This window comes from Deltaproteobacteria bacterium HGW-Deltaproteobacteria-6 (assembly GCA_002840435.1).
Classification (GTDB): Bacteria; Desulfobacterota; Syntrophia; order Syntrophales; family Smithellaceae; genus UBA8904.
The window spans coordinates 190,062-210,546 of the sequence record PHAT01000004.1 but is presented as its reverse complement, the minus strand read 5'-3'; the positions used below and the strand labels follow the sequence as shown (position 1 = coordinate 210,546).

At 49.8% G+C, this 20,485-nt stretch carries 19 protein-coding genes and 1 pseudogene; 17 read left to right on the top strand and 3 right to left on the bottom strand.

Features of this window, described 5'->3' with window-relative positions:
* Window positions 1–11 precede the first annotated feature (11 nt).
* The 11 genes from CVU71_09395 (at window position 12) to CVU71_09345 (ending at window position 12,306) form a co-directional block, all read left to right on the top strand.
* A complete protein-coding gene (locus CVU71_09395; protein PKN19163.1) occupies window positions 12–2,750 on the top strand; it encodes a chemotaxis protein CheB in 2,739 nt (912 codons plus the stop codon).
* Window positions 2,751–3,477: 727 nt separating this feature from the next.
* A complete protein-coding gene (locus CVU71_09390) occupies window positions 3,478–4,932 on the top strand; it encodes a Fis family transcriptional regulator (GenBank protein ID PKN19162.1) in 1,455 nt (484 codons plus the stop codon).
* Between the two features lie 530 nt (window positions 4,933–5,462).
* Window positions 5,463–5,636 (top strand): hypothetical protein, encoded by a 174-nt coding sequence (locus CVU71_09385; protein PKN18986.1) that lies wholly within the window; start codon window positions 5,463–5,465, stop codon window positions 5,634–5,636.
* A gap of 74 nt (window positions 5,637–5,710) precedes the next feature.
* Window positions 5,711–6,508 carry a hypothetical protein gene (locus tag CVU71_09380; GenBank protein PKN18985.1) on the top strand — a complete coding sequence of 266 codons (798 nt, stop codon included), beginning with the start codon at window positions 5,711–5,713 and terminating at the stop codon, window positions 6,506–6,508.
* Between the two features lie 174 nt (window positions 6,509–6,682).
* Window positions 6,683–8,083, top strand: a complete 1,401-nt coding sequence (locus CVU71_09375; protein ID PKN18984.1) for a hypothetical protein — start codon at window positions 6,683–6,685, stop codon at window positions 8,081–8,083.
* A 378-nt stretch (window positions 8,084–8,461) separates the two neighbouring features.
* Entirely contained in the window at window positions 8,462–8,683 is a 222-nt protein-coding gene (locus CVU71_09370; GenBank protein ID PKN18983.1) for a DUF3185 domain-containing protein, read from the top strand.
* Window positions 8,684–8,724: 41 nt separating this feature from the next.
* Window positions 8,725–8,904 (top strand): CsbD family protein, encoded by a 180-nt coding sequence (locus CVU71_09365; protein ID PKN18982.1) that lies wholly within the window; start codon window positions 8,725–8,727, stop codon window positions 8,902–8,904.
* Window positions 8,905–9,215: 311 nt separating this feature from the next.
* Window positions 9,216–9,737 carry a hypothetical protein gene (locus CVU71_09360; GenBank protein PKN18981.1) on the top strand — a complete coding sequence of 174 codons (522 nt, stop codon included), beginning with the start codon at window positions 9,216–9,218 and terminating at the stop codon, window positions 9,735–9,737.
* Window positions 9,738–9,755: 18 nt separating this feature from the next.
* On the top strand, window positions 9,756–10,079 hold the full coding sequence (locus tag CVU71_09355) for a hypothetical protein (GenBank protein ID PKN18980.1): 324 nt from the start codon (window positions 9,756–9,758) through the stop codon (window positions 10,077–10,079).
* A 161-nt stretch (window positions 10,080–10,240) separates the two neighbouring features.
* Complete coding sequence (locus CVU71_09350) at window positions 10,241–11,446, top strand: hypothetical protein (GenBank protein PKN18979.1); 1,206 nt, start codon at window positions 10,241–10,243, stop codon at window positions 11,444–11,446.
* A gap of 404 nt (window positions 11,447–11,850) precedes the next feature.
* Window positions 11,851–12,306, top strand: coding sequence for a universal stress protein (locus CVU71_09345; protein PKN18978.1), 456 nt, complete (start codon window positions 11,851–11,853; stop codon window positions 12,304–12,306).
* Window positions 12,307–12,544: 238 nt separating this feature from the next.
* Here the strand turns inward: CVU71_09345 and CVU71_09340 are convergent, their stop codons facing one another.
* Both CVU71_09340 and CVU71_09335 read right to left on the bottom strand, forming a co-directional pair.
* Complete coding sequence (locus tag CVU71_09340) at window positions 12,545–13,042, bottom strand: hypothetical protein (protein ID PKN19161.1); 498 nt, start codon at window positions 13,040–13,042, stop codon at window positions 12,545–12,547.
* Between the two features lie 233 nt (window positions 13,043–13,275).
* Window positions 13,276–13,887, bottom strand: coding sequence for a glycine zipper family protein (locus CVU71_09335; protein PKN18977.1), 612 nt, complete (start codon window positions 13,885–13,887; stop codon window positions 13,276–13,278).
* A 632-nt stretch (window positions 13,888–14,519) separates the two neighbouring features.
* On the opposite strand from CVU71_09335, the gene CVU71_09330 reads away from it, so the two are divergent.
* From CVU71_09330 to CVU71_09320, 3 genes and pseudogenes are all read left to right on the top strand, one after another.
* The gene (locus CVU71_09330) at window positions 14,520–14,876 is read left to right on the top strand and encodes a YggT family protein (protein ID PKN18976.1); all 357 of its coding nucleotides are present in this window, start codon (window positions 14,520–14,522) and stop codon (window positions 14,874–14,876) included.
* 32 nt (window positions 14,877–14,908) lie between these two features.
* Window positions 14,909–15,144 (top strand): annotated as a pseudogene (locus tag CVU71_09325) (hypothetical protein).
* A 150-nt stretch (window positions 15,145–15,294) separates the two neighbouring features.
* The gene (locus CVU71_09320) at window positions 15,295–15,810 is read left to right on the top strand and encodes a hypothetical protein (protein ID PKN19160.1); all 516 of its coding nucleotides are present in this window, start codon (window positions 15,295–15,297) and stop codon (window positions 15,808–15,810) included.
* Between the two features lie 310 nt (window positions 15,811–16,120).
* On the opposite strand, the gene CVU71_09315 is transcribed toward CVU71_09320, so the two are convergent.
* The gene (locus tag CVU71_09315; protein PKN18975.1) at window positions 16,121–17,107 is read right to left on the bottom strand and encodes a hypothetical protein; all 987 of its coding nucleotides are present in this window, start codon (window positions 17,105–17,107) and stop codon (window positions 16,121–16,123) included.
* Window positions 17,108–17,247: 140 nt separating this feature from the next.
* Between CVU71_09315 and cls the strand changes: the two genes are divergently transcribed.
* From cls to CVU71_09300, 3 genes are all read left to right on the top strand, one after another.
* Window positions 17,248–18,639, top strand: a complete 1,392-nt coding sequence (cls, locus tag CVU71_09310) for a cardiolipin synthase (protein ID PKN18974.1) — start codon at window positions 17,248–17,250, stop codon at window positions 18,637–18,639.
* A gap of 445 nt (window positions 18,640–19,084) precedes the next feature.
* A complete protein-coding gene (locus CVU71_09305; protein PKN18973.1) occupies window positions 19,085–19,798 on the top strand; it encodes a glycosyltransferase in 714 nt (237 codons plus the stop codon).
* A gap of 218 nt (window positions 19,799–20,016) precedes the next feature.
* Window positions 20,017–20,358 (top strand): hypothetical protein, encoded by a 342-nt coding sequence (locus tag CVU71_09300; GenBank protein PKN18972.1) that lies wholly within the window; start codon window positions 20,017–20,019, stop codon window positions 20,356–20,358.
* The last annotated feature ends 127 nt before the right edge of the window (window positions 20,359–20,485 follow it).

The window sequence follows — 20,485 nt, the reverse complement described above, 5'->3', positions numbered from 1 at the left end:
TGGATGCCGCAATGAATGAAAAAACAAAGCCAGTGAACAGCGATCAAAACCAGGATAAATCTCCCGCGGCCCCGACAAAGTCAGCGAAGGTATCTTCTGCCGCTCGTTTGAGTCCCCCCGTGAGGGATAAAAAAGCGAAGAAAACAATTTCCAGTGAGCTGAAAGACGCCCCTCCCGGACAGGAAAACCTCCCTTTTCCGATTGTCGGCATCGGAGCCTCCGCCGGGGGCCTGGAGGCTCTCGAACAGTTTCTGCGGAAAGTGCCGCAGGACAGCGGTATGGCCTTTGTCATCGTCCAGCATCTGGACCCGACCCACAAAGGGATCATGCACGAACTTCTTGGGCGCGCCACTTCGATGGAAGTTTTTCAGGTCAGGGACCGGATGCGGGTCAAGCCGAACTCAGTCTATGTTATTCCCCCCAACAAGGACATGTCCATTTTGCACGGCGTGCTGCATTTGTTCGAACCTTCGATCCCCCGCGGTCTGCGCCTCCCGATTGACTTCTTTTTGCGCTCGCTGGCCTGCGACCGGCAGATGCACAGTATTGGTGTTATCCTGTCCGGCATGGGCTCGGACGGCACGATGGGACTTCGCGCCATCAAGGAAAAGGCGGGCTTGGCGCTCGTGCAGGACCCTGCCTCGGCCAAGTTCGACAGCATGCCCCGAAGCGCCATTGCGGCCGGCCTTGCCGATATCGTCGCCCCGGCGGAGGATTTGCCCGGAAAAATTATCGATTACTTAAGGCATGCCCTGGTCATCGCCAAAACGGATTCATCTCTGGAAGAGAGAGACCAAAGCGCCCTGGAAAAAGTCCTGATTCTGCTTCGGAATAAGACCCGCCACGATTTTTCCATGTATAAAAAGAACACCGTTTACCGCCGGATCGAACGGCGTATGAGCATTCACCAGATCGGCCGGATCGCGGCATACGTCCGTTATCTGCAGGAGAATTCCCAGGAAGTGGAACTGCTCTTCAAGGAACTTCTGATTGGCGTGACCAGCTTTTTTCGAGACGAGGCGGCATGGAAATATCTGCAGCAAAAAGCCATCCCGGCGCTGCTGGCTGACTACCCGGCAGGAAAAGCGCTGCGAGCCTGGTCGGCCGGCTGTTCGACCGGAGAGGAAGCCTATTCGCTGGCCATGGTCTTCAAGGAGGCTGCCGAACAGGTCAAGTCCATACAGGATTTCAAACTGCATATCTTCGCCACCGACCTGGACCGGGACACCATCGACAAGGCCCGGCAGGGGCTCTATTCGGCGGGCATCGCTGCGGATGTGACGCCCGAGCGACTGAAGCGGTTTTTTGTCAAAGAAGAGGGCGGCTACCGGATCGCCAGGGAGATCCGGGAGATGGTGACCTTCGCCACGCAGAATGTCATCATGGACCCGCCCTTTACCAAGCTGGATATCCTGATCTGCCGCAACCTTTTAATCTATTTGATGCCGGAGCTTCAGAAAAAGCTACTGCCGCTCTTTCACTACAGCCTGAATACGGGCGGCATTTTGTTTCTGGGAAATTCGGAAACCATCAATGCATTCACCGATCTTTTCGTTCCGTTAGACATCAAGTTACGGCTTTTCCGCAGGATTGAATCGGTGCACAGCGTCGAACCGGCGATGTTTCCGGCTTTTTTTGCTCACATCCTACCGGGTATCCCCAAGGAGTTAAACATGTCGAAGCCTCCAAACAATCTCCAGTCATTTGCCGACCAGTTGCTCCTGCAGCGCTTTTCCCCCCCTGCCGTACTGGTCAATAACAAAGGGGATATTCTGTATATCAGCGGTCGGACGGGCAAGTACCTGGAGCCAGCCGCCGGCAAGGCCAACTGGAACATTTTTGCTATGGCACGCACTGGACTCCGTTTTGAACTCGGCCATGCGTTTCAGAAGGCGCTGCGGCAAAAAGGCGTGGTCACCGTCCGTAATCTTACCGTTGGTGAATTGAGCGCCCCCTACACCGTCGATATAACTGTCTCGGCCATCGAAGAGCCGGAGGCGCTTAAGGGAATGGTCATGGTTGTCTTTAACGATGTGGCGGTGCCTGCGGAAAAGAAAGTGAAGACCGGTGAAAAGAAGACGCCTGCCGGGCCCGCCAGGTTTTTGGAAATGGAGCAGGAACTGAGGCTGCTGCGCGAAGAACTTCAGACAACCCGAGAAGAAATGCAGTCCTCGCAAGAAGAGCTCAAATCCGCCAACGAGGAGTTGCAATCCACCAACGAAGAGCTGCAATCCACCAATGAAGAACTGACCACCTCCCGGGAAGAAATGCAATCCATGAATGAGGAGTTGCAAACAGTAAATGCCGAGCAGCAGTCCAAAATGGATGAACTCGCCAGGATGAACAATGACATGAGGAATCTGCTCAACAGCACGGAAATCATCACCATCTTTCTGGACAACGACCTCCACGTCCGGCGCTTCACCACCGGGGCGGATAAACTCTTCAAGCTGATTCCGGGCGATGTGGGACGGCCGCTCTCCGATATCACAAGCGACCTCCTTTATCCCACGATGACGGAAGAAGCCCGCGAGGTGCTGAGGACGCTGGTTTTTTCGGAAAAGCAAATCACTACGGCGGACGGCCGCTGGTTTTCAGTGCGCATCATGCCCTACCGCACCATGGAAGATGTCATCGGCGGCGTGGTGATCACTTTCTCCAATATCACCGCAGCCAAGAAGCTGGAGGCCGAACTGCGGGAAGAGATGGAAAAGTTAAAAAAAGAAGTCAGAAGTCAGAAGTCAAAATAAAAACATTGTGTACTCCATCTTCCATTCTGCATTTTACCACCCATATTCTGCCTTCCGTCTTCTGATCTCCATGTGATCAAATGATTAGGGCAAAAAGAAGGGAGATTTTAAGGAATTGACCCGGTTGAAAAATCTTCCTCAACGTGCAACCATTGCGCCACATCCTTAAAAAGGGGCTGCCATGGGTGCCACCAAAGACAGAAGCAAATCAACAGCAGACATTCAGCTGCGCGGTCAGGCGGAAACGCGGTTGCGCATGAAAAATGCGGAATTGCGTCCGCCCCGTTCTGAGAAAGATGCCCGGCGTCTTGTCCATGAACTGGAGGTTCACCAGATCGAACTGGAGATGCAGAACGCAGAGCTTCGACGAACCCGGGAGGAGCTTGAGTTATCGCACAACAATTATGTCGATCTTTATGACTTTGCTCCCGTCGGTTATTTCACCTTTGATGCGCAGACGCTGATCCGCGAAGTCAATCTGACGGGCGCGAAACTGCTGGGGAACGAAAGAAAATTACTGATTAAGAAGCCGTTCAGTGACTTTATCGCCACCGCTGCGGAAAGAAATATTTTTTTAAAACACTGCGAAGATATTTTTCAAAAACAGGATGTCCCGGCCTGTGAAATACGATTGAAGAGAAAAGACGGCTCGATATTTCCTGCACAACTCCAAAGCATCGCCAGGGACAATATCGGGGGCACAGCCGGAAATATCCACACCACCATCATGGATGTCACTGAGCACAAAAGGGCGGAGGTAAAAATTGAGCATCTTGCTTCCTTCCCCGAACTCAATCCCCATCCGGTTATCGAAACGGATATGGAGGGGCACGTCATTTATTGCAACGCCGCAACCACGAACATGTTAAAAAAGTTAAAAATGTCCGACGATGATGTCCGCCTCCTGCTTCCGCGCGACCTGGCCAAAACAATAAAAGAGATGGAAAAAAGAAACGACGGGCGATACGAGCTCCGTGAGATGGAAATAAACGGCAGGACGTTTATCGAAAGCATTATTGTGCCTGTTCATCTGAGAGTGGCGCGAATCTACGCGCAGGAAATTACCGGGCGCAAACAGGCGGAACAGGCGCTGCAAAAAGCCAAAGACGAACTGGAGCAACGGGTCAGCGAACGGACGCGCGACCTTCAGACCGCTCTCGCGGAAATCGAGACGATGAAAGATAAACTGGAGGCCGAGAATATTTACTTTCGCTACGTGGACAAGATGAAAAATCATCTTGATAACATTATCGGAGAAAGTGATGGCCTCAAGTACGTTCTTTATCGGGCCGAACAAGTGGCTCCCGCCGACACAACGGTCCTCATTCTGGGTGAGACCGGGACGGGGAAGGAACTGATCGCCGCAGCCATCCATGAGATGAGTCCCCGCAAAGAAAGGCCGTTGATCACGGTCAACTGCGCCGCCCTGCCGGCCAATTTAATAGAGAGTGAATTGTTCGGCCGCGAAAAAGGCGCCTTTACCGGGGCGGATACCAGGCGGATGGGCCGGTTTGAAGTCGCCAATGGGTCCACTATTTGTCTGGATGAAATCGGGGAGCTGCCGCTGGAGTTGCAGATCAAACTCCTGCGGGTCATTCAGCATCACGAGTTTGAACGGCTGGGTTCATCCAATACCATCAAAGTCGACGTCAGGATTGTAGCGACGACCAATCGAAACCTTGAAGAAGAAGTCCGCCAGGGCCGCTTCCGGCAGGACCTTTACTACCGGCTGAATGTTTTCCCCATCACGGTCCCGCCGCTCAGGCTTAGGCAGGGAGATATTCCGTTGATGGTTCAGGCCTTTGTCGACAGGTATTCCAGAAATATGGGAAAGCAAATCACGACGATCTCCAGGGAGACGATGAAGGCGCTCTCGGATTACCCGTGGCCCGGCAACGTCCGGGAGTTGGAAAGCATCATTGAACGGGCTGTGATCCTGTGCCGGGGGCCGGTTTTGCATCTGGCGGATAAACTGGAAATGCCATCCCCTGAAATATCCTCCGCCGTAAGAACCCTGGAAGAGACGGAGCGCAACCAAATGCTGAAAATCCTTTCCGAGACAAAGTGGCGCATCGAAGGAAAGGACGGAGCTGCACTCATTCTGGGCCTCAACGCGAGCACGCTCAGGGCACGGATGCATAAGCTGAGGATCGTCCGGCCGCAGACTAAAAAAGTGAATTAAAGACAGAATAGAGAATACAGAATACAGAAGACAGAAGACAGATGAAGAAAGAAGGATGTTTCCGGATTCAACCGTTTGATTGAAGAGGTCAGCAGGATTTTGAAATTCTATTCGCAACTTGTCCGTCATTCCGTTTCTTAACTTCTGGATTCTGACTTCTCGCTTCCATTTTTTGTTCCCCCTCAATATATTGCGGCTCCACCAAATGCTGAGGGATGTTTAACGTTTTCACAATTTTCGGCTGTTTGCCCCGTTAACCTAATCCCCCGTTATTAAATGACGAATTCAAATCGCTGCCGCCGCTTCGGCTGTTGGCAGACTATTTGCTTTTATACTGAATAACCGAAGCGCACCGCGGGCAAACAATTGAGCGAATGATGGTTATCATGTTTAATGCAAAAGGAAATGAAGATACCGGAGCACGAGTACGTCAATACGCTCCGGCAAATGTAAACGGCAAGCATCATGGATATACTGATGGTCGCGCACGGTTGTATAAGCAATAACAGGTCCTGTCAAAGGAGGATACGATGAAGAGAGTCATTATGTCGGCAATGGTTTTAGTGATGCTGCTTGTGTCGATCGGCGGATGTTTCGTGGGGTGGGATAGAGACGGCCGGGGTGGACGCGGCGGAGGCCATGAAAGAGATGGAGGTCATCACCGGGACGGCGGAGGGCATGACAGGGATGGAAAAGGGCATTAGAAATGAAAGACGAATATCAAGGCCATGCCGGTTTGCATGATGCTGAATGATTGCTGGATAATGGAGGCTGTAAAATGAGCAACTTCGTTTTAGGAAAAATACTTATCGCGCTGACATTTTTATTACCCGCGCAGGCGATGGCCGGGGTCAATGTAGACATTAACATTGCTCTGCCGCCGCCTGTCATCTTTGCCGCACCGCCTGCGTTGGTTGTGCTGCCCGAGACCTATGTCTATGTTGTCCCGGATTCAGATGTGGATATCTTTTTTTACAGCGGCTGGTGGTGGCGTCCGTGGGAAGGGCGCTGGTATCGTTCACGGGATTATAATTCCGGTTGGAGATACTATCGGCGTGTTCCGTCTTTTTATGTCTGGATACCATCGGAATGGAGAAACGACTATCGGGCGCATCGCTGGAGAGGTCATCAGTGGGACTACCAACCCATACCTCATCAGCAGGTTCAACGAAACTGGAGAGGCTGGGAAAAAAACAAACATTGGGAGAAGCAGAATTCCTGGGGGGTCCGGGGTTTGAAGCCGCAAGTGCAATCAAAACCGTCACCGAAGGCGATTGGGCCGCAACCATCCCGGTTGCAGCCCCAGTCGAAACCGGACGTACGCGAACCGGCCAGACAGCAGCAATCACGGCCGCAACCCCGGGATATCCAGTCGCAACAGCCCCGGCCGCAATCTCAACCCAGACCGGAAGTGCGGGAGACAAACAGGCCTCAACCGTCAAGACCGGAACCACAGGACGTAAGACAACAGCACTCACAACCGCAGCAGCAAAGAGGGCAGCAATCTGATTTCCGAAAGGGAAAACCGGAAAGAGGGCAGGAGGAAAAACAGGATAGAAAGCAGCATGACAGGTAAACTGGAAACGCTGTGAAAAAGGATCTGGCGGGCAAATTTGCCAATGACGTAGCGGCGTGAAGAATCATCAATAACCGGATAACCATCGAGTCGTCCACATCCGGGACCAAAGAAAGCGGCGGGGTGACGCCAAACCTGTCCGTGAAAACGAACAACCATAAAGGAGAAGGTAAGATGAAAAAGGTTTTTGTATCAATGTTTATTATTGCATTTTATATGCTGTTCGCGGGCACCGGCCTTGTGCAGGCTCAGGAGCTCGCGGCAGGGGACGTTGAAGATACGCGGCCCGTGTATGCGATCACATATGGCAAGGGCATGATCCTGACTTCGCCGGATGGCGAAGTCTGGACGCTGAGACGTTCCGGTACGGACATGTTTCTTTACGGCATGGCATACGGTAAGCAATCCTTCGTGACAGCGGGCGCGCGCGGCACGATTGTACAGGGCACACAGGATGGTAAAACATGGACCATCCGGGAGTCCGGGGTCCAAAGCGATCTCTGGGCCATCAAGTATGCGCACGGGATTTTTGTGGCCGTCGGTTCCGCCGGTATTGTCACCACGTCGCCGGACGGCGCCACATGGACCAAAAGGGAGAAATTGACTCCCTATTCCCTTAAAAATATCAGCTATGGCAAAAAGAATTTTGTTACGATTGGCGAGATGGGCTTCATCTTCAATTCAACAGACGGTATTAACTGGACACGCAGGCCCGCCCAGTATACCGACCACCTGCTGGGCCTTACGTACGCGCAGAATAAGTTTGTCGCCGTCGGATCAAATGGAAAAATCATGATATCGGCCGATGACGGGGTGACATGGACTGAGCGTTATTCAGGAACGACCGAGACGCTCTCTGCCGTCACTTATGGCAATAAACAATTTGTGGCCGTGGGTTCATACGGCGCGATTGTAACGTCGCCTGACGGACTGACCTGGTCCAGAATGGATTCCGGTTCGCAAAGCTCGCTTGCGGCAATTATTTATGCCCGTAAGCTGTTTATCGCTATCGCTCCGGATGGCACGGCACTGACGTCGCCTGACGGAATAAACTGGTCCTTTTCACGTTATGGTTATGGACCAATCGCCAAAGCTCCGTCAGAGACGGCAGTCAGCATCAGGTACGTTCCACGGGTTGTGGAAAAGGTTGTTTTCGTAACGACAGAACCGCAATTAGAGCAGGAAATTCTGGCCGCTGCAGCAGTGCCGAAAATCGTGATTCTTGCTTTTGAAGATATCCATTTTGACGTGAATAAGGCGACGCTTACGCCGGAAGCACAGACGATCCTGAAGCGGAATATCCTGCTTCTGAAAGATAACCCTAAAGCTAAAGTCCGCATTGCAGGGTATACTTCTGTGACCGGCACCGAGGCTTATATCTATGAGTTAAGTGAACGACGAGCAACGGCTGTTCAGGAATACCTTGTCAGCGAGGGCATTATTTCATGGGAGAGGCTTGTCACCGTCGGCTATGGCGGGGTGAACCCGGCCGCCTATGAATCAGCTCCCAGAGAGATTTACTCAAAAGTGGCAAAGGCGAATGAGCGGGTTATTTTTGAAATCATCGTGCAATAAAAGCATCGGATTTTGCACCCGGAAAATTGTTGAGTGACGTTTTGTCGGGACAGGTTTCGAGACCTGTCCCGACTCGTTTCGTCAACACAATGATGCATCTGTTGTTGTCCCTTTCCCTTCCCAACTTATCCCTCAACATATTGCGGCTCCACCAAATGCTGAGGCCAAAAGAGTTCTTCTATCTTTCCGAACCGCGCACACTTCTTTATCCAACCGCACGTTATTGAAGGATGAAAACCTGCTTCCGATTCCTTTTCGGCTATTGGCAGACTCCTTGCTATTACACAGTCTATCAGCGCCGCAATAGGGACTCCGAAGGGGATGAAGGTCTTCGGTTAAAAATGATTGCCACATTAAAACCGGCAAAATGGAGGTTTGATGAAACCAAGAATTATCATTGCGATTACTTTGATTGCCGTTGGAATCGTGGCATTCGCTTATCAGGGAATCACCTACACGACTCGGGAGAAAGTCGTCGATATCGGCCCCATTCAGATGACAGCCGAAAAAACCAGGACGATTCCTCTGCCGCCCATCGTGGGGGCTATCGCGCTCATTGGCGGTATTGTGCTGCTGGTTACGGGAAGCAGGAAAGGTTGAACAGATCAAAAAACAAATCAGAATCCTTGAAGGAGGAGAACATGAAATCCAGTACAAGAGATAAGGCGGAAGGCAAGTTTCACCAGATGAAAGGCAAGATTAAGGAAGTCGCGGGCGACCTGACCGATAATCCTAAACTTCAAGCGGAAGGCGCCGTTGAAAAGATTTCAGGCCGCACTCAGGAAAAAATGGGCGAGGTCAAGAAGGTTTGGGGGAAATAGCGCGGTCATTTCGGGCCGGGCGTATGCCCGGGAGGGGGCGGCACGGATTTCGCAAAAAATGATAAAACATTGTTCACGGAAAAGCCGCGGGAGAAAACAAAAAATTTAACAGGAAAACGGGCGAAGGCAAAAGCTGTCTCATCCAGGCTCTGGAAATCCCGGTGTTTCTCCCGCACCTTCATGCTTTTGACCGTTTGACCTGTCCTGACGACAGGGAGGATGGGAAAAAAGTCTATGACACAACCCCGTGCACATTCGGGGACCATGCAGTCCGCGGCCGCGGGGGATCGGCCGCGACGCGAATAGTTTAAATGATCCTCAACCAATTAAAGGAGACTAATATGAAAAAAAGGACTTGTTCGGTTGTTTACAGAATGACATTCGTTTTGGTGATGGCGGCGTTTCTATCCACTTTTATTTTAGCCAATGCCAACACTTCTTTTGCCGCCTCAGGCACAAAAAAATCGCAGTCTATGGCCAAAACTTCTGCCGCCGAGTACACGGAGGCCCAGATCAAACAGCTTCAGGACACGTTGAATATCACCGCAGGCCAGGCGCCTTTGTGGAATAACCTGACGCAGGTGATGAGGGAAAATGCAAAAGACATGGATGCCATGAGGAAAGAAAGAGTTGAAAATACGGAACCCATGAACGCGGTCGAGCATATGAAATTCCACAGCCAGATTACCCAATCTCATTTGACTCAAATGAATAAACTCATCCCGCCCTTTGAGGCATTTTATGAAAGCCTGTCGGATCAACAGAAGAATATTACCAATATTGTATTCCGCACAGGAAAATATGGAAAACATAAGAGACAAAACAAGAAATAACAGAAATGGAGTGACTTTATGAAAACACCGCGGAAATGGAATTTCAAATCCATGGCAGGCAAAGTGATGATGGGGCTTGCGCTGGCAGCCATGATCATCAGTACAGGCACGTCGCCGGCCATTGCCAAGAATGATAAATCTCATGGGAGACATGACAACGGCCGTTACCAGCACAGAGGACAAGGATACAACCGTCAGGTGCATGCCAGACCGGTTTACCGGCCTTATGGTTACTATGGCCACAGAGAACGGGTATATTATCCGCCGCCGCCGGTCGTTTATGCACCACCGCCTCCTCCGGGCATCGGTATCTTCTTCCCGCCCATCATTATTCATCCATGAGTAAACGTATCTGGAATCGTATCTCGTATCCCGCGCTCGTGTTCCCGTGCGGGAGATAACGGGAACACGGGATACAACCCGTTCGGGTGGCGCAGCGCGATACGATAGGTGAAAAGTTATAAATGAAGCTTAAATAAATAAAATATAACAGAGGTGTTATTATGAAAAGAACAGGTTTGGGGTTAATATTTTTGTCGATGTTTTTTCTGTTGCTTATCGGTTGTGCGACATTTAAGCCGGTCGATCTTAATCCGGGGATCAAATCAGGACAACTCGTTCAGAAAACGAACAACTTCGTCGTCCTTTTTGACAAATCAGCTTCCATGAATGATCAGCATCATAAGCCGCAGTTTGTGGACAATCCAACACGTCTGGTCTATGGAAAAGAGACGACAATCAATATGATTACAACATTTCCGGATATTCAGATGGGCGCGGGACTCAGAGTCTTCTGGGCAGGGAAAACGGATCTTATCTACGGGATGACGCAGCTTAACAAGACAGATTATACAAGGGCCGTCAACTCTATCGAAATGGTCAACGGTGGATCGCCTCTGGAAAGGGCTATCATGGAAGCCGGCAATGATCTCAGAGGATCTCAGGGTAATTCGGCGCTGATTATTGTCAGTGATTTTTCCGGAAGTCCGATGAAGGGCGACGTTAAAAACATCGATGACATCAACAACGATGCCGTGATGGCGGCCATTACCAAAGTTAACGCGGAATATGGCGACAGACTCTGCGTTTATGCCATCCAGTTAGCCTACACGCAAACCGGCAAGGACCTTTCCGAGCAGATCGTACAGAATGTGGCAGGCGGTTATAATGTCAATGCCGATAAACTGGCGACGCCTGCCGCCATGGCCTCTTTCGTGGAAAAAGTGATCTCCGGCAATTGTTCCCGTTATCAGCAGTTTGCTGCCAAGCCGGTGGAGAAGGTCGTTTTTGTTGCCGATGAGCCGGTTGTGCAGGAGAAAATCGTCGCTGCTGTCGCGGCGGAAAAGGTCATTGTTCTTGCTTTTGAGGACATCCATTTTGATTTCGATAAGGCGACCCTTAAGCCGGAAGCTCAGGCGATTCTGAAAAGAAGCATCCGGATGCTCAAGGATAATCCTAATGCTAAAGTCCGTGTTGCCGGGTATTCGTCTGCCGCCGGAACGGATGTTTATAATCAGAAGTTAAGCGAAAGAAGGGCAGCGGCTGTTCAGGAATACCTCATTAATGAGGGCGTCATTACACCGGACAGGCTTTCCACGATAGGCTATGGAGAAACAGACCCGGCCATGTATGAAGCCGCGCCTAAGGAGATATACTCCAAAGCAGCAAAAGCCAACATGAGAGTTCTTTTTGAAATCATCGTGAAGTAGAAAAAAGTATCTTGTCGCGCGTATCTCGCTTTGCCGCCCGAATGGGTGGACTATCGTCATCCCCCTTGCGGGGGATGCGCGCGCGGGATACGGAACGGGAGATGCGCTTTACAATTTACGAGATGCGAACGACGACGCGCCAATCATTCGGTGGCGCAGCAATGTTACCCATAAAATAATTAATGTCTTAAGGAAACAGGAAAATGAATCAGGAACAAAGAACCATCGAAATGGTCGAATTTAACAAAGCGGTTGAGCGACTCTGGGCTACCTACGACCGGGTTCAATACCAATACTGCAGGGATGAACATACCGATACGAGAGAGTTCGATTTGAATCGCCGGTATGACAAAGTAAAGTAGAGGTGGAAAATGAAGTAATCATTATTTTAAAGGAAACGGATCATGGATATCATCAGGCATATTCTGGTTGTCAGCTGGCTGACCCCGAAATGCAGCAAAACCATACAGCTTGGAATTTCACTGGCCGGTAAATATCAGGCTGAACTTTCCGTGATTCACGTTATGGATACAACATGGCTTAAGGGGTGGAACACCCCCATGGTGTCCATGGAAGAAGAACGTAAACGGGAGATGGAAAAGAACAGAGAAGATCTGCACCAAATTATCAGCACTGAAAATAAGCGGGACAGGATCATTAAAGAATTTGTCAGGGAAGGCATTCCCTCTGAAGTCGTCCTGAAACTCATTGAAGAAGAAAACATGGACCTGCTTATCCTCCGCAGTTATGAAGAAAGCCGCCTGGAACGCCTGCTGGTCGGCGGCAGTAATGATGAAATCATCAGAGCCATGCCCTGCTCAATATTTCTGGTCAAACAAGAAGCATGCGATGCAGCTTAAAGCGGGCAGGTCGATTATGGGCAGGCAAAAAACATCGCGGAACTCCCGGGTTGAGAAATAAAATGTGAGATCCGTCGGCAGGATTTACGCATGCCCGCCTACGGGGAGAGCAGGCGCTGTGCCGCGTGCTTTTTCATCCATTTTCATTCTTGAACATTCTTTCGCAATTTCCCGTTGGAAGCCGTCAAGAGACATCACCACAGATGCGATGCCTCTTGATCAGGCAACAGAGCGGCGATTACTTCACCGTGTAGCCTCGTCCGTCAAGGCAGGCGGCCGACGCCCTCTGATAGCCGTCGCGCTTCCGGGTTATCTCCGTTGTGGAAAGATCAACAGGCGGATTAATCGGGTCATAGCCGGTCTGATCTACCGCCCAGCGGTGGCAATCATAACGGTCGTCTGCCTGCTTCTTCTCGCTCTGACCCTGGCGGGGATAGATGAATACCTGGCTTGCCGATGTTTGATCGCCCTGGGGCGAAGCCGGACTGGCTTCACCCTTCGGGGGTTCGACAACGACGTAGCCGCCTGCGGCCTGGGTATAATAGACGTCATTGGCGTAATAGTAAGGGATGCCTCCTATCCAGACGGTCGTGTAAAACGGAGGCAAAAAGGGAACGATCAGGCCGAATGGCGGTGCGATGACAACGAAGCGTCCTCCGTAAGGGCGGTACCAGGCGCCTTCATGAAAATAATATCGTGATTTTCCATAAAACACCGTACGGTTGCCGCCCGGGATTCTGGCCGTGTACTGACCGCGCGCCGGGTAGGTATGGTCATGGCCATGACGCGAATCTCTGAATTGACGATGACCGGAGCCGCGAGGTTCGGCGCTTGCCGTCTGCGCAAACCCCAACAAGATGACCCCCGATAAGACCGTCAGCATAAGCCCGATCATAACGCACCGGTTTTTATTGTGAGAGCGGATCATGGTTATTACCTCCATAACATCAAAAGCAATGTTCGTTTTGTTTACTTTACGCTGTAGCCGCGGCCTTCCAGACAGGCGCCCATGGCGCGTCGGAAGTCATTCGCCTTTGTCTCATAGCGGGTGTCAAGCGCCTGATTAGGCCGGTTATAGGCTTCATCCATTTGCTGGGCATACTGCTGACGGGAGATATCCGACGTTGCACCGATAACCGCTCCGCTTCCGGCGCCGATTAATGCGCCGGTTCCGGCATGCCTTGGTCCGGCGATCAAGGCGCCCAGCACGGCGCCGGCAATTGCCATGACGGCTGTATCATGACCGGGGGGAGGCATGGGCACCACTTTGACGCGACGTTCGGTCGGGATGGATGACTGACTGGGATCAAAGCCTGTTTTTTGAATCGCCCAATTGTAGCATTCATATTGGTCTCGCGACTGCCGCTCCGGTGTCTGGCCTTTTGCCGGATAAAAGTAGACCTGGGTCATGCCGGCATTCTGGCCGGCGTCTGAACTTGCGCTTGGGGTTACCCGATAAGTCGCAGGATAACATGCGGTCAAAGCAAAAATTAATATTAGCAGCAAAAGCCAAAGACATGCTCCTGACAACCGCCGCTTCGTCTTATGTTTATTTACCGTTGTCTTCCGGATTGATGCCATAAATTTTATCCTCCTTCTCAGTTAAACATTAAAGAAATGATTATCAGAAAAATGCATGTTCCATCCCTTTTGATGATCATTCTTTCCCGTTTCCATTGTATTAAATCTATCCATGATAATATTTAAAGCAATGGGCATGCCTGACTTACATCTTAGACTGCAACATATGGAGTTAATATCACTACTGTAATTTTACGGAAGGCATGCTGCGAACTTTGAAAATGCAATTCTGAGTCAGAAATATCCAATGTGGGTATCCACGTGGGGAAAAAGTATCTGCCTGCCATGGATAATCAAGGGGCTTAAATACGTCCGTTGTGGGGATATATCGTATCCGCCGTTTTCAGACAAATCGGCTCACCCTCCTTCAGGCCATCCCTCAATATGCTGAGGTTCCACCATATATTGAGGCCAAACAAATCATGTTATGCACCGGGTAGTCTCCCGGGTTTTTATCTAACAACCTGATATTAAATGATCAATCCAAGCTTGTGATTCAACTGCGGTTCCTGGCAGGCTACTTGCTATTGCAAGGGTATGAGTATTTTTATCATGCAATAATGCTCCTTTCCAGGACGGTATGGAGCTGCCGGAGATGTTTAACAAGTCGAATAAAATGGAGATGAAAAGATATGGACTCATCATACAGTTCAGCCACCACCAAACCGCTATACCGCGGCACCCAGGTTGTCTGGTATCTTCTGGGCATAATCGAAGTGCTTCTGGCGTTTCGATTTGTCTTGAGGCTGCTTGGCGCCAACCCGCAAGCCGGTTTCAGCAGATTTATTTATACGGTTAGTTATCCTTTTGCCGCGCCGTTTCTCAAGGTCTTTCAGGCATCGAAGGTCGAAAGCGGCGTTTTTGAATGGACCACCTTGCTGGCTATGTTTGTCTTCTTATTGATTGCCTGGGGCATCGTCAAACTTTTTTTCATGAGCAAAACCGTATCGACGACGGAAGCCGCGGCTAAATTGGACAAAGGCAATTAAAGAATAACACATCATCATTCAGGATAGAAAAAATGGTTACGATCCTGATGGTTATTTTAGTTCTTGCCCTCGTTGGCGTGTTGCCTGCCCGGCCTTATAGTATAAACGAGGATGCTATCCCAGCGGTGGAGCTGGATTGGTTCTTCTGATTCCGGCCATCCTGTTTTCGCGGCACGAATCTGAACATCAGCGCCAGAGAGATCTTACAGGAAGCAGAGAGATTATAGTGAACCGGAAATGGAGGCAGAACAAAGCAGTGAAAAGATAGGCGGCGGAGTTCAGGAAAAGATCGTCAAAAAAGTTCTGTGCCATTGGACCATGAGACGACGTCATCCTGAATAATTTTTACTAACAACCCACTCAATAAAAGGAGAAAAAAGTGAATAGAACAAGTGTTAAATATTTTTTTGTCGCATGTATGGCTTTGATTATCGGCAGCCTTCCGGTTGCCTCTTACGCGGCCACGGCGGGTGAAATTGATGCCAGTGTCAATGCATCGCTCGAGCGGTTTGTCAGTCAGGTCAAGGGGGCGCAGGAGTTTCTGGACGCCGCCAAGGGAGTCCTCATTATCCCCAAGGTGATCCAGGGAGGTCTTGTGGTTGGTGCGGAGTATGGCGAGGGCGCTTTAAGGATCGATGGAAAATCAGTTGCCTATTATAACATTGCTTCCGCATCTTTTGGAGCTCAGATCGGCGGCGAAACCAAGGACATCATCCTGGTCTTCATGGATAAAACAGCATTGAAGAAATTCCGCAACAGCAAAAACTGGAAAGCCGGTGTGGACGCTAAGGTAACCCTGATTAATATCGGCGTTGATGAATCCATCAACACGATGAAAATAAAGCAACCTGTTGTGGGGTTTGTCTTTGGCCAGAAAGGGCTGATGGTCGGCGCAACCATAGAAGGCTCGAAATTTACCAAAATGAAAAAGTAAGCCGCGGAAAAATGGAGGGAGATGGTTCTATTTATTTTATCTTGCCCTCCCTTTTGTAAAGTAATTAGAACCGTCTCCTGAAACAAAATCAGCCACTCGCGAAAGGAGATACCATAATGAATATTGGCAAGAGCATCATCGTCCTGTTAGCCGTCATCGCCCTTCTGACCGGGTGTTTGAGCTGCAAAGAAGGCCCGCTGGAGCAGGCGGGCAAGAAAGTCGATAAGGCGGTAGAAGACATCAGGAAATGACAGCCATTGAATCATCGGAAAAGTGTGAACGATTGCGGCTGCGCGCGTTCATTGCGGCTCTATCCATGCCGATGAACGGGCGGAGGCAATGTTTCCGGTAAATTTATATGAGAAAAAAGCGGGAAATGATCCGATGGGTAGCGCCGCTTTTGCCGCATTTGAATGATTTGCGCATCATGGACACTGACGGCCGAGGGGACGAAAATATAATCAAGCTTGAAACGGAAAAAGAATCGGCGGTAGCCGTGAAAGGTAGCCGCATTGCGATAATCAGGATATTTTACCCGGAAAGTGTCCGTTAATGGATCGGGATTATGTACCTTACCTTCGGCTTTGGTATTGATCAGTGCATTACCTTTTAAATATTGTATCGGTAAACTCTTTTCCCGGGCATTGAAATCGCCGGTCAGGACGAAAGCGTCCGGATGAGACCGCGCTGAAATCCGCCGTGTCAGGAGGATGACGCCTTTTTTTCGCGAACGCACCGAAAGATGATTCAAATGGGTATTATAAAAATAAAAAGCCCGTCCGGATTCTTTTTCAATCAGCCGCGCCCAGGTGCAGTTTCGCGGCATGATGTTCCCCCAGCCCTTCGATCCCGGATCGTCGGGCGTGTCCGAATACCAGAAGGTGCCTTCTTCAGAAAGAAGGAATCGCGCTGCTTTATAAAAGATGGCATTGTGCAACACGTTATTGTCACCCGAACTGATAATATTGACCATCTCATACCCGGGAAGCATGGCGCGGATTTCAGAAATTTGAAAATCCAGAGCTTCCTGCAGGCCCAGAACATCCGGGGAATAATGCTGCAATATCTCATTCACCAGATCCCGGCGGAATACCCAGTTATTTTTCCCATCCTGTTTTGTTCCGCGCCGTATATTAAAACTCATTATGTTGATGTTCATCCCGGTATCGGGCAGCCGGTTAGAAAAAGAATCCGGATCCGTTTGGTGATATCTGCGTTTTGGACTGAACCGCTGCAGCCATTTTATGGTCCGGGAAACCGGCTTGAATCCTTTTTTAAAGAATTTCGTTTGTTTCATCTTCGGTATTTACCTTATTTGACCGGTTCGGAATGATATTGAATTAATGATTTATCTTTCAAGTAGTTTAAGCATGAAATTGAAAAAGGCAAATCTTCCCGTAAACGACGGTGAATGTTTTTTTCTGATGGGATCGACTTGTGAAAACCGCTAAATACATCTTTTTATTCTTTTTGTTCCTGTGCCTTTCGAGCTTTGGCAATGGGTGTGCGACTTTGCCGAATGTCTCGGAGAAGATGGATGAAGCGCCGGTTGGGCAGAAACCCCGTCCGATTGTTTCGTCCAAAGGACTCTTATCGCCCCAGAAAAGCAAGGCCATCATGGAACGCCTCAAGCGATCCGTCAACCCGACGGACCTTTTGGAACGCTACATTGCCGTGGTGGAGTCGGTCACCGAAAGTCCGCTGACCAGGGGAAACAAAGTTACCATACTGATTGACGGCAAGGCTACCTATGCCGCGATGTTCGAAGCAATACGGAATGCCAGCGACCATATCAACCTGGAAACCTTTATCATCGAGGATGATGAGATCGGCGGTAAATTTACAGACTTGCTGCTCGCCAAACAGGCACTGGGTGTTCAGGTCAACATCATTTACGACAGCGTGGGAAGCATCAAAACGCCGGAATCATTTTTCAAACGGTTGAGGGATGGAGGAATCCGGGTCGTCGAATTCAATCCAAAAAATCCGTTCAAGGCGCCCGGAAGCTGGTTTCTGGTCCGCCAGGATCACCGCAAGATTTTAGTTGCCGACGGCAAAGTTGCCATTATCGGAGGCATCAATATCAGCAATGTTTATTCAAGCAGTTTTTCGAGAAGGAAAAAAGGAAAGGGAAAACCCCTCGCCTGGCGTGATACGGATATTAAAATTGAAGGGCCTGCTGTCGGGGAAGTCCAGAAGCTCTTTTTGGAAACCTGGTCCAGGCAGCAGGGACCGGCACTTGCCGGACGCAGCTATCTGGCCGATCAGAAAGAAAAAGGGAATGCCCTGGTAGGCATCGTCGGCAGTACACCCGGCACGGACAACCGGATTACATTTATCGCTTATGCGGCTGCGATCACTTATGCGGAGCATTCCATTCATCTGACGAATGCTTACTTTATCCCGGATGACCAGATATTAGACGCCTTCAAGGATGCTGCAAAGCGCGGTGTTGATGTCAAGATTATTCTTCCTTCAATGACTGACTCAACGCTGGTCATAAACGCAGCGCGGCATAGTTATTCCGGGCTTCTGAAGGCGGGGGTGAAGATTTATGAACGCCGGACCGTCCTGCTGCATGCGAAAACAGCGGTCATTGACGGCATATGGTCGACGGTTGGGTCCACCAATCTGGACTACTGGAGCCTCTTAAGCAATGATGAGGTGAATGCCGTTGTCCTGAATCGTGAGTTTGCGATGGAAATGGAGCGCATGTTTGCCGATGATCTTGCCCAATCCGACCAGATTCAAATAGATCAGTGGGAAAGAAGACCTTTATCGCAAAAAATAAAGGAAAAAGCCGCGCACTTATTATCCCGCTGGCTGTAAAACATCGCCGATTGCATACAAAAGATCGAAGGCGGACGCGGGGTCCGTGAGACGATTCAAACGGATCTTTTCCGGAAAAGGGGCGCCTTTCCCGCATTTCCGCTGATCGCAGCGGGCAACCGGACGAATGAGAAATGACGCATGCCTTATGCTTCGAATATTCTACGCGGCTTGCCGCGGAGAGCTTCAATAAAAACCGGATAAAAAGTCTGCGGGTCTATGCAGCTGCAGCATCAAAAAAGCGCCTGATCCGCAGAAGATTGGAAAAGCAGCGGCGATGCCGGTAAAGTTGCGAGTCATTCCCGTTTTAAAGCTTGAGTTTTGCTAAACAGGCATGATATCTGCCGACATGACCGGAAGACGCCGTTTTCGCTTCCGCAATCAAAAGAAGAAAGACTCGGATCGAGAAAGGGACATCATGAATCATCTTCATACGGATGCCGGTATGAATCATCCGGTCTCCGGTTGGGAATATTTTGATCGTCTATACTGCATTTCCCTGAGAGAACGTGAAGATCGCCGCCAGTCGGCGCTCAGGGAATTTTCGAAAGTGGGGCTGGCTTGCCGGGTTGAGTTTGTGATCGTTGAACGCCTTTCCTATGACTTTGAGCAGCAAGTGTATGAGTCTCACATGATGTGCCTGCGTAAAGGCCTGGAGGCGGGCGCAAGGAATATCGTTATTTTTGAAGATGATGTCGTGTTTGACCGCTTTGATCCGGAACGATTAAGACGTTGCACTGAATTTTTGAGCGGGCATCCGGAATGGAAAGTTTTGCTGCTCGGCGCTTTAATTCGCTCCAGCTGTAAAACGGCTGAACCCTGCATCCAGAAAGTTCGTTACCAGAGTTTGACCCATGCCTACGCTTTAAACCGGCCTTATGCGGAAACATTAGCCTATGAACCCTGGCAGGGCATTGTTAACGACACCCTCTTCCGGCCGCTGACGGATGATCTCTATGCGATTTATCCCATGTGCGCATTTCAAAATGATTTTACCTCGGATAATTACAAATATCCCCTTCTTGTGAAAATCCGGCGCTTGTTGGGCGGGCTGACACGAATTCAAAAAGCAAATGAATTCTACCATCGGCGCAAATTTGGCATTTATGCCGCGCATGCCATGATTATTTTACTGGTGTTGTTTGCTTTATTCTATTGATCGGATTAGCGCATGGCCTCAATATGCTGAGGTTCCACCAAATATGGCGGTCCAATGAATGGTTTCATGCGGCTATGTTGTGCGCTCTGCTGATCTAACCCCCTGTTAATATAACATGAATATAATCTTCTGATTTTATTTCGGCAGTTGGCAGAGCACTTGCAACTGTGCATGGGAGAAGCTGTTGCTTGTAATACGACATAAGGAGGGAATATTTTATGAAGAGCATAAGAAATTTGTTTTTCCATGGCCTGGCGCTGACCTTTCTATTAACCGGTTTTAATGTCTTTGCCGCCGACCAATCCATTTGTCATTCCGGTGCAAAAATTATACTTTATAACAATGGATCCCTGCAAAGCTGCCAGCTCAAAGACGATTATGATGTGAACCGTATCCCGTGTAAAGGGAATCGTCCGATCAGCTTTTATAACAACGACAGCCTGGAATCCTGTGTGCTCGCTAAATCGACCAGCGTAGGCATGACGGAATGCCGGCAAAATAGTTTAATTTCCTTTTTCATGGACGGCAATCTGAAATCATGCACAACGCCGGGCAAGTAAAATAAAACTGGTCTGCGAATTTTCATCTTGCCGGAAAACGATCATTTCTGCGGCACGGCGACTGAGGTGATTTCTCAGAAGGCGGTTAAACTTATCTTAAACAGAAATAAATAACGGAAAGAAAGGA

Coding starts and splice junctions, on each gene's coding strand:
- CVU71_09380 (PKN18985.1), top strand. CDS start 5,711: ATGAGCAACTTCGTTTTAGGAAAAATACTTATCGCGCTGACATTTTTA.
- CVU71_09330 (PKN18976.1), top strand. CDS start 14,520: ATGGACTCATCATACAGTTCAGCCACCACCAAACCGCTATACCGCGGC.
- CVU71_09385 (PKN18986.1), top strand. CDS start 5,463: ATGAAGAGAGTCATTATGTCGGCAATGGTTTTAGTGATGCTGCTTGTG.
- CVU71_09375 (PKN18984.1), top strand. CDS start 6,683: ATGAAAAAGGTTTTTGTATCAATGTTTATTATTGCATTTTATATGCTG.
- CVU71_09355 (PKN18980.1), top strand. CDS start 9,756: ATGAAAACACCGCGGAAATGGAATTTCAAATCCATGGCAGGCAAAGTG.
- CVU71_09365 (PKN18982.1), top strand. CDS start 8,725: ATGAAATCCAGTACAAGAGATAAGGCGGAAGGCAAGTTTCACCAGATG.
- CVU71_09345 (PKN18978.1), top strand. CDS start 11,851: ATGGATATCATCAGGCATATTCTGGTTGTCAGCTGGCTGACCCCGAAA.
- CVU71_09350 (PKN18979.1), top strand. CDS start 10,241: ATGAAAAGAACAGGTTTGGGGTTAATATTTTTGTCGATGTTTTTTCTG.
- CVU71_09360 (PKN18981.1), top strand. CDS start 9,216: ATGATCCTCAACCAATTAAAGGAGACTAATATGAAAAAAAGGACTTGT.
- CVU71_09315 (PKN18975.1), bottom strand. CDS start 17,107: ATGAAACAAACGAAATTCTTTAAAAAAGGATTCAAGCCGGTTTCCCGG.
- CVU71_09320 (PKN19160.1), top strand. CDS start 15,295: ATGGCTTTGATTATCGGCAGCCTTCCGGTTGCCTCTTACGCGGCCACG.
- CVU71_09370 (PKN18983.1), top strand. CDS start 8,462: ATGAAACCAAGAATTATCATTGCGATTACTTTGATTGCCGTTGGAATC.
- CVU71_09395 (PKN19163.1), top strand. CDS start 12: ATGAATGAAAAAACAAAGCCAGTGAACAGCGATCAAAACCAGGATAAA.
- CVU71_09390 (PKN19162.1), top strand. CDS start 3,478: ATGGATGTCACTGAGCACAAAAGGGCGGAGGTAAAAATTGAGCATCTT.
- CVU71_09305 (PKN18973.1), top strand. CDS start 19,085: ATGAATCATCCGGTCTCCGGTTGGGAATATTTTGATCGTCTATACTGC.
- CVU71_09335 (PKN18977.1), bottom strand. CDS start 13,887: ATGGCATCAATCCGGAAGACAACGGTAAATAAACATAAGACGAAGCGG.
- CVU71_09300 (PKN18972.1), top strand. CDS start 20,017: ATGAAGAGCATAAGAAATTTGTTTTTCCATGGCCTGGCGCTGACCTTT.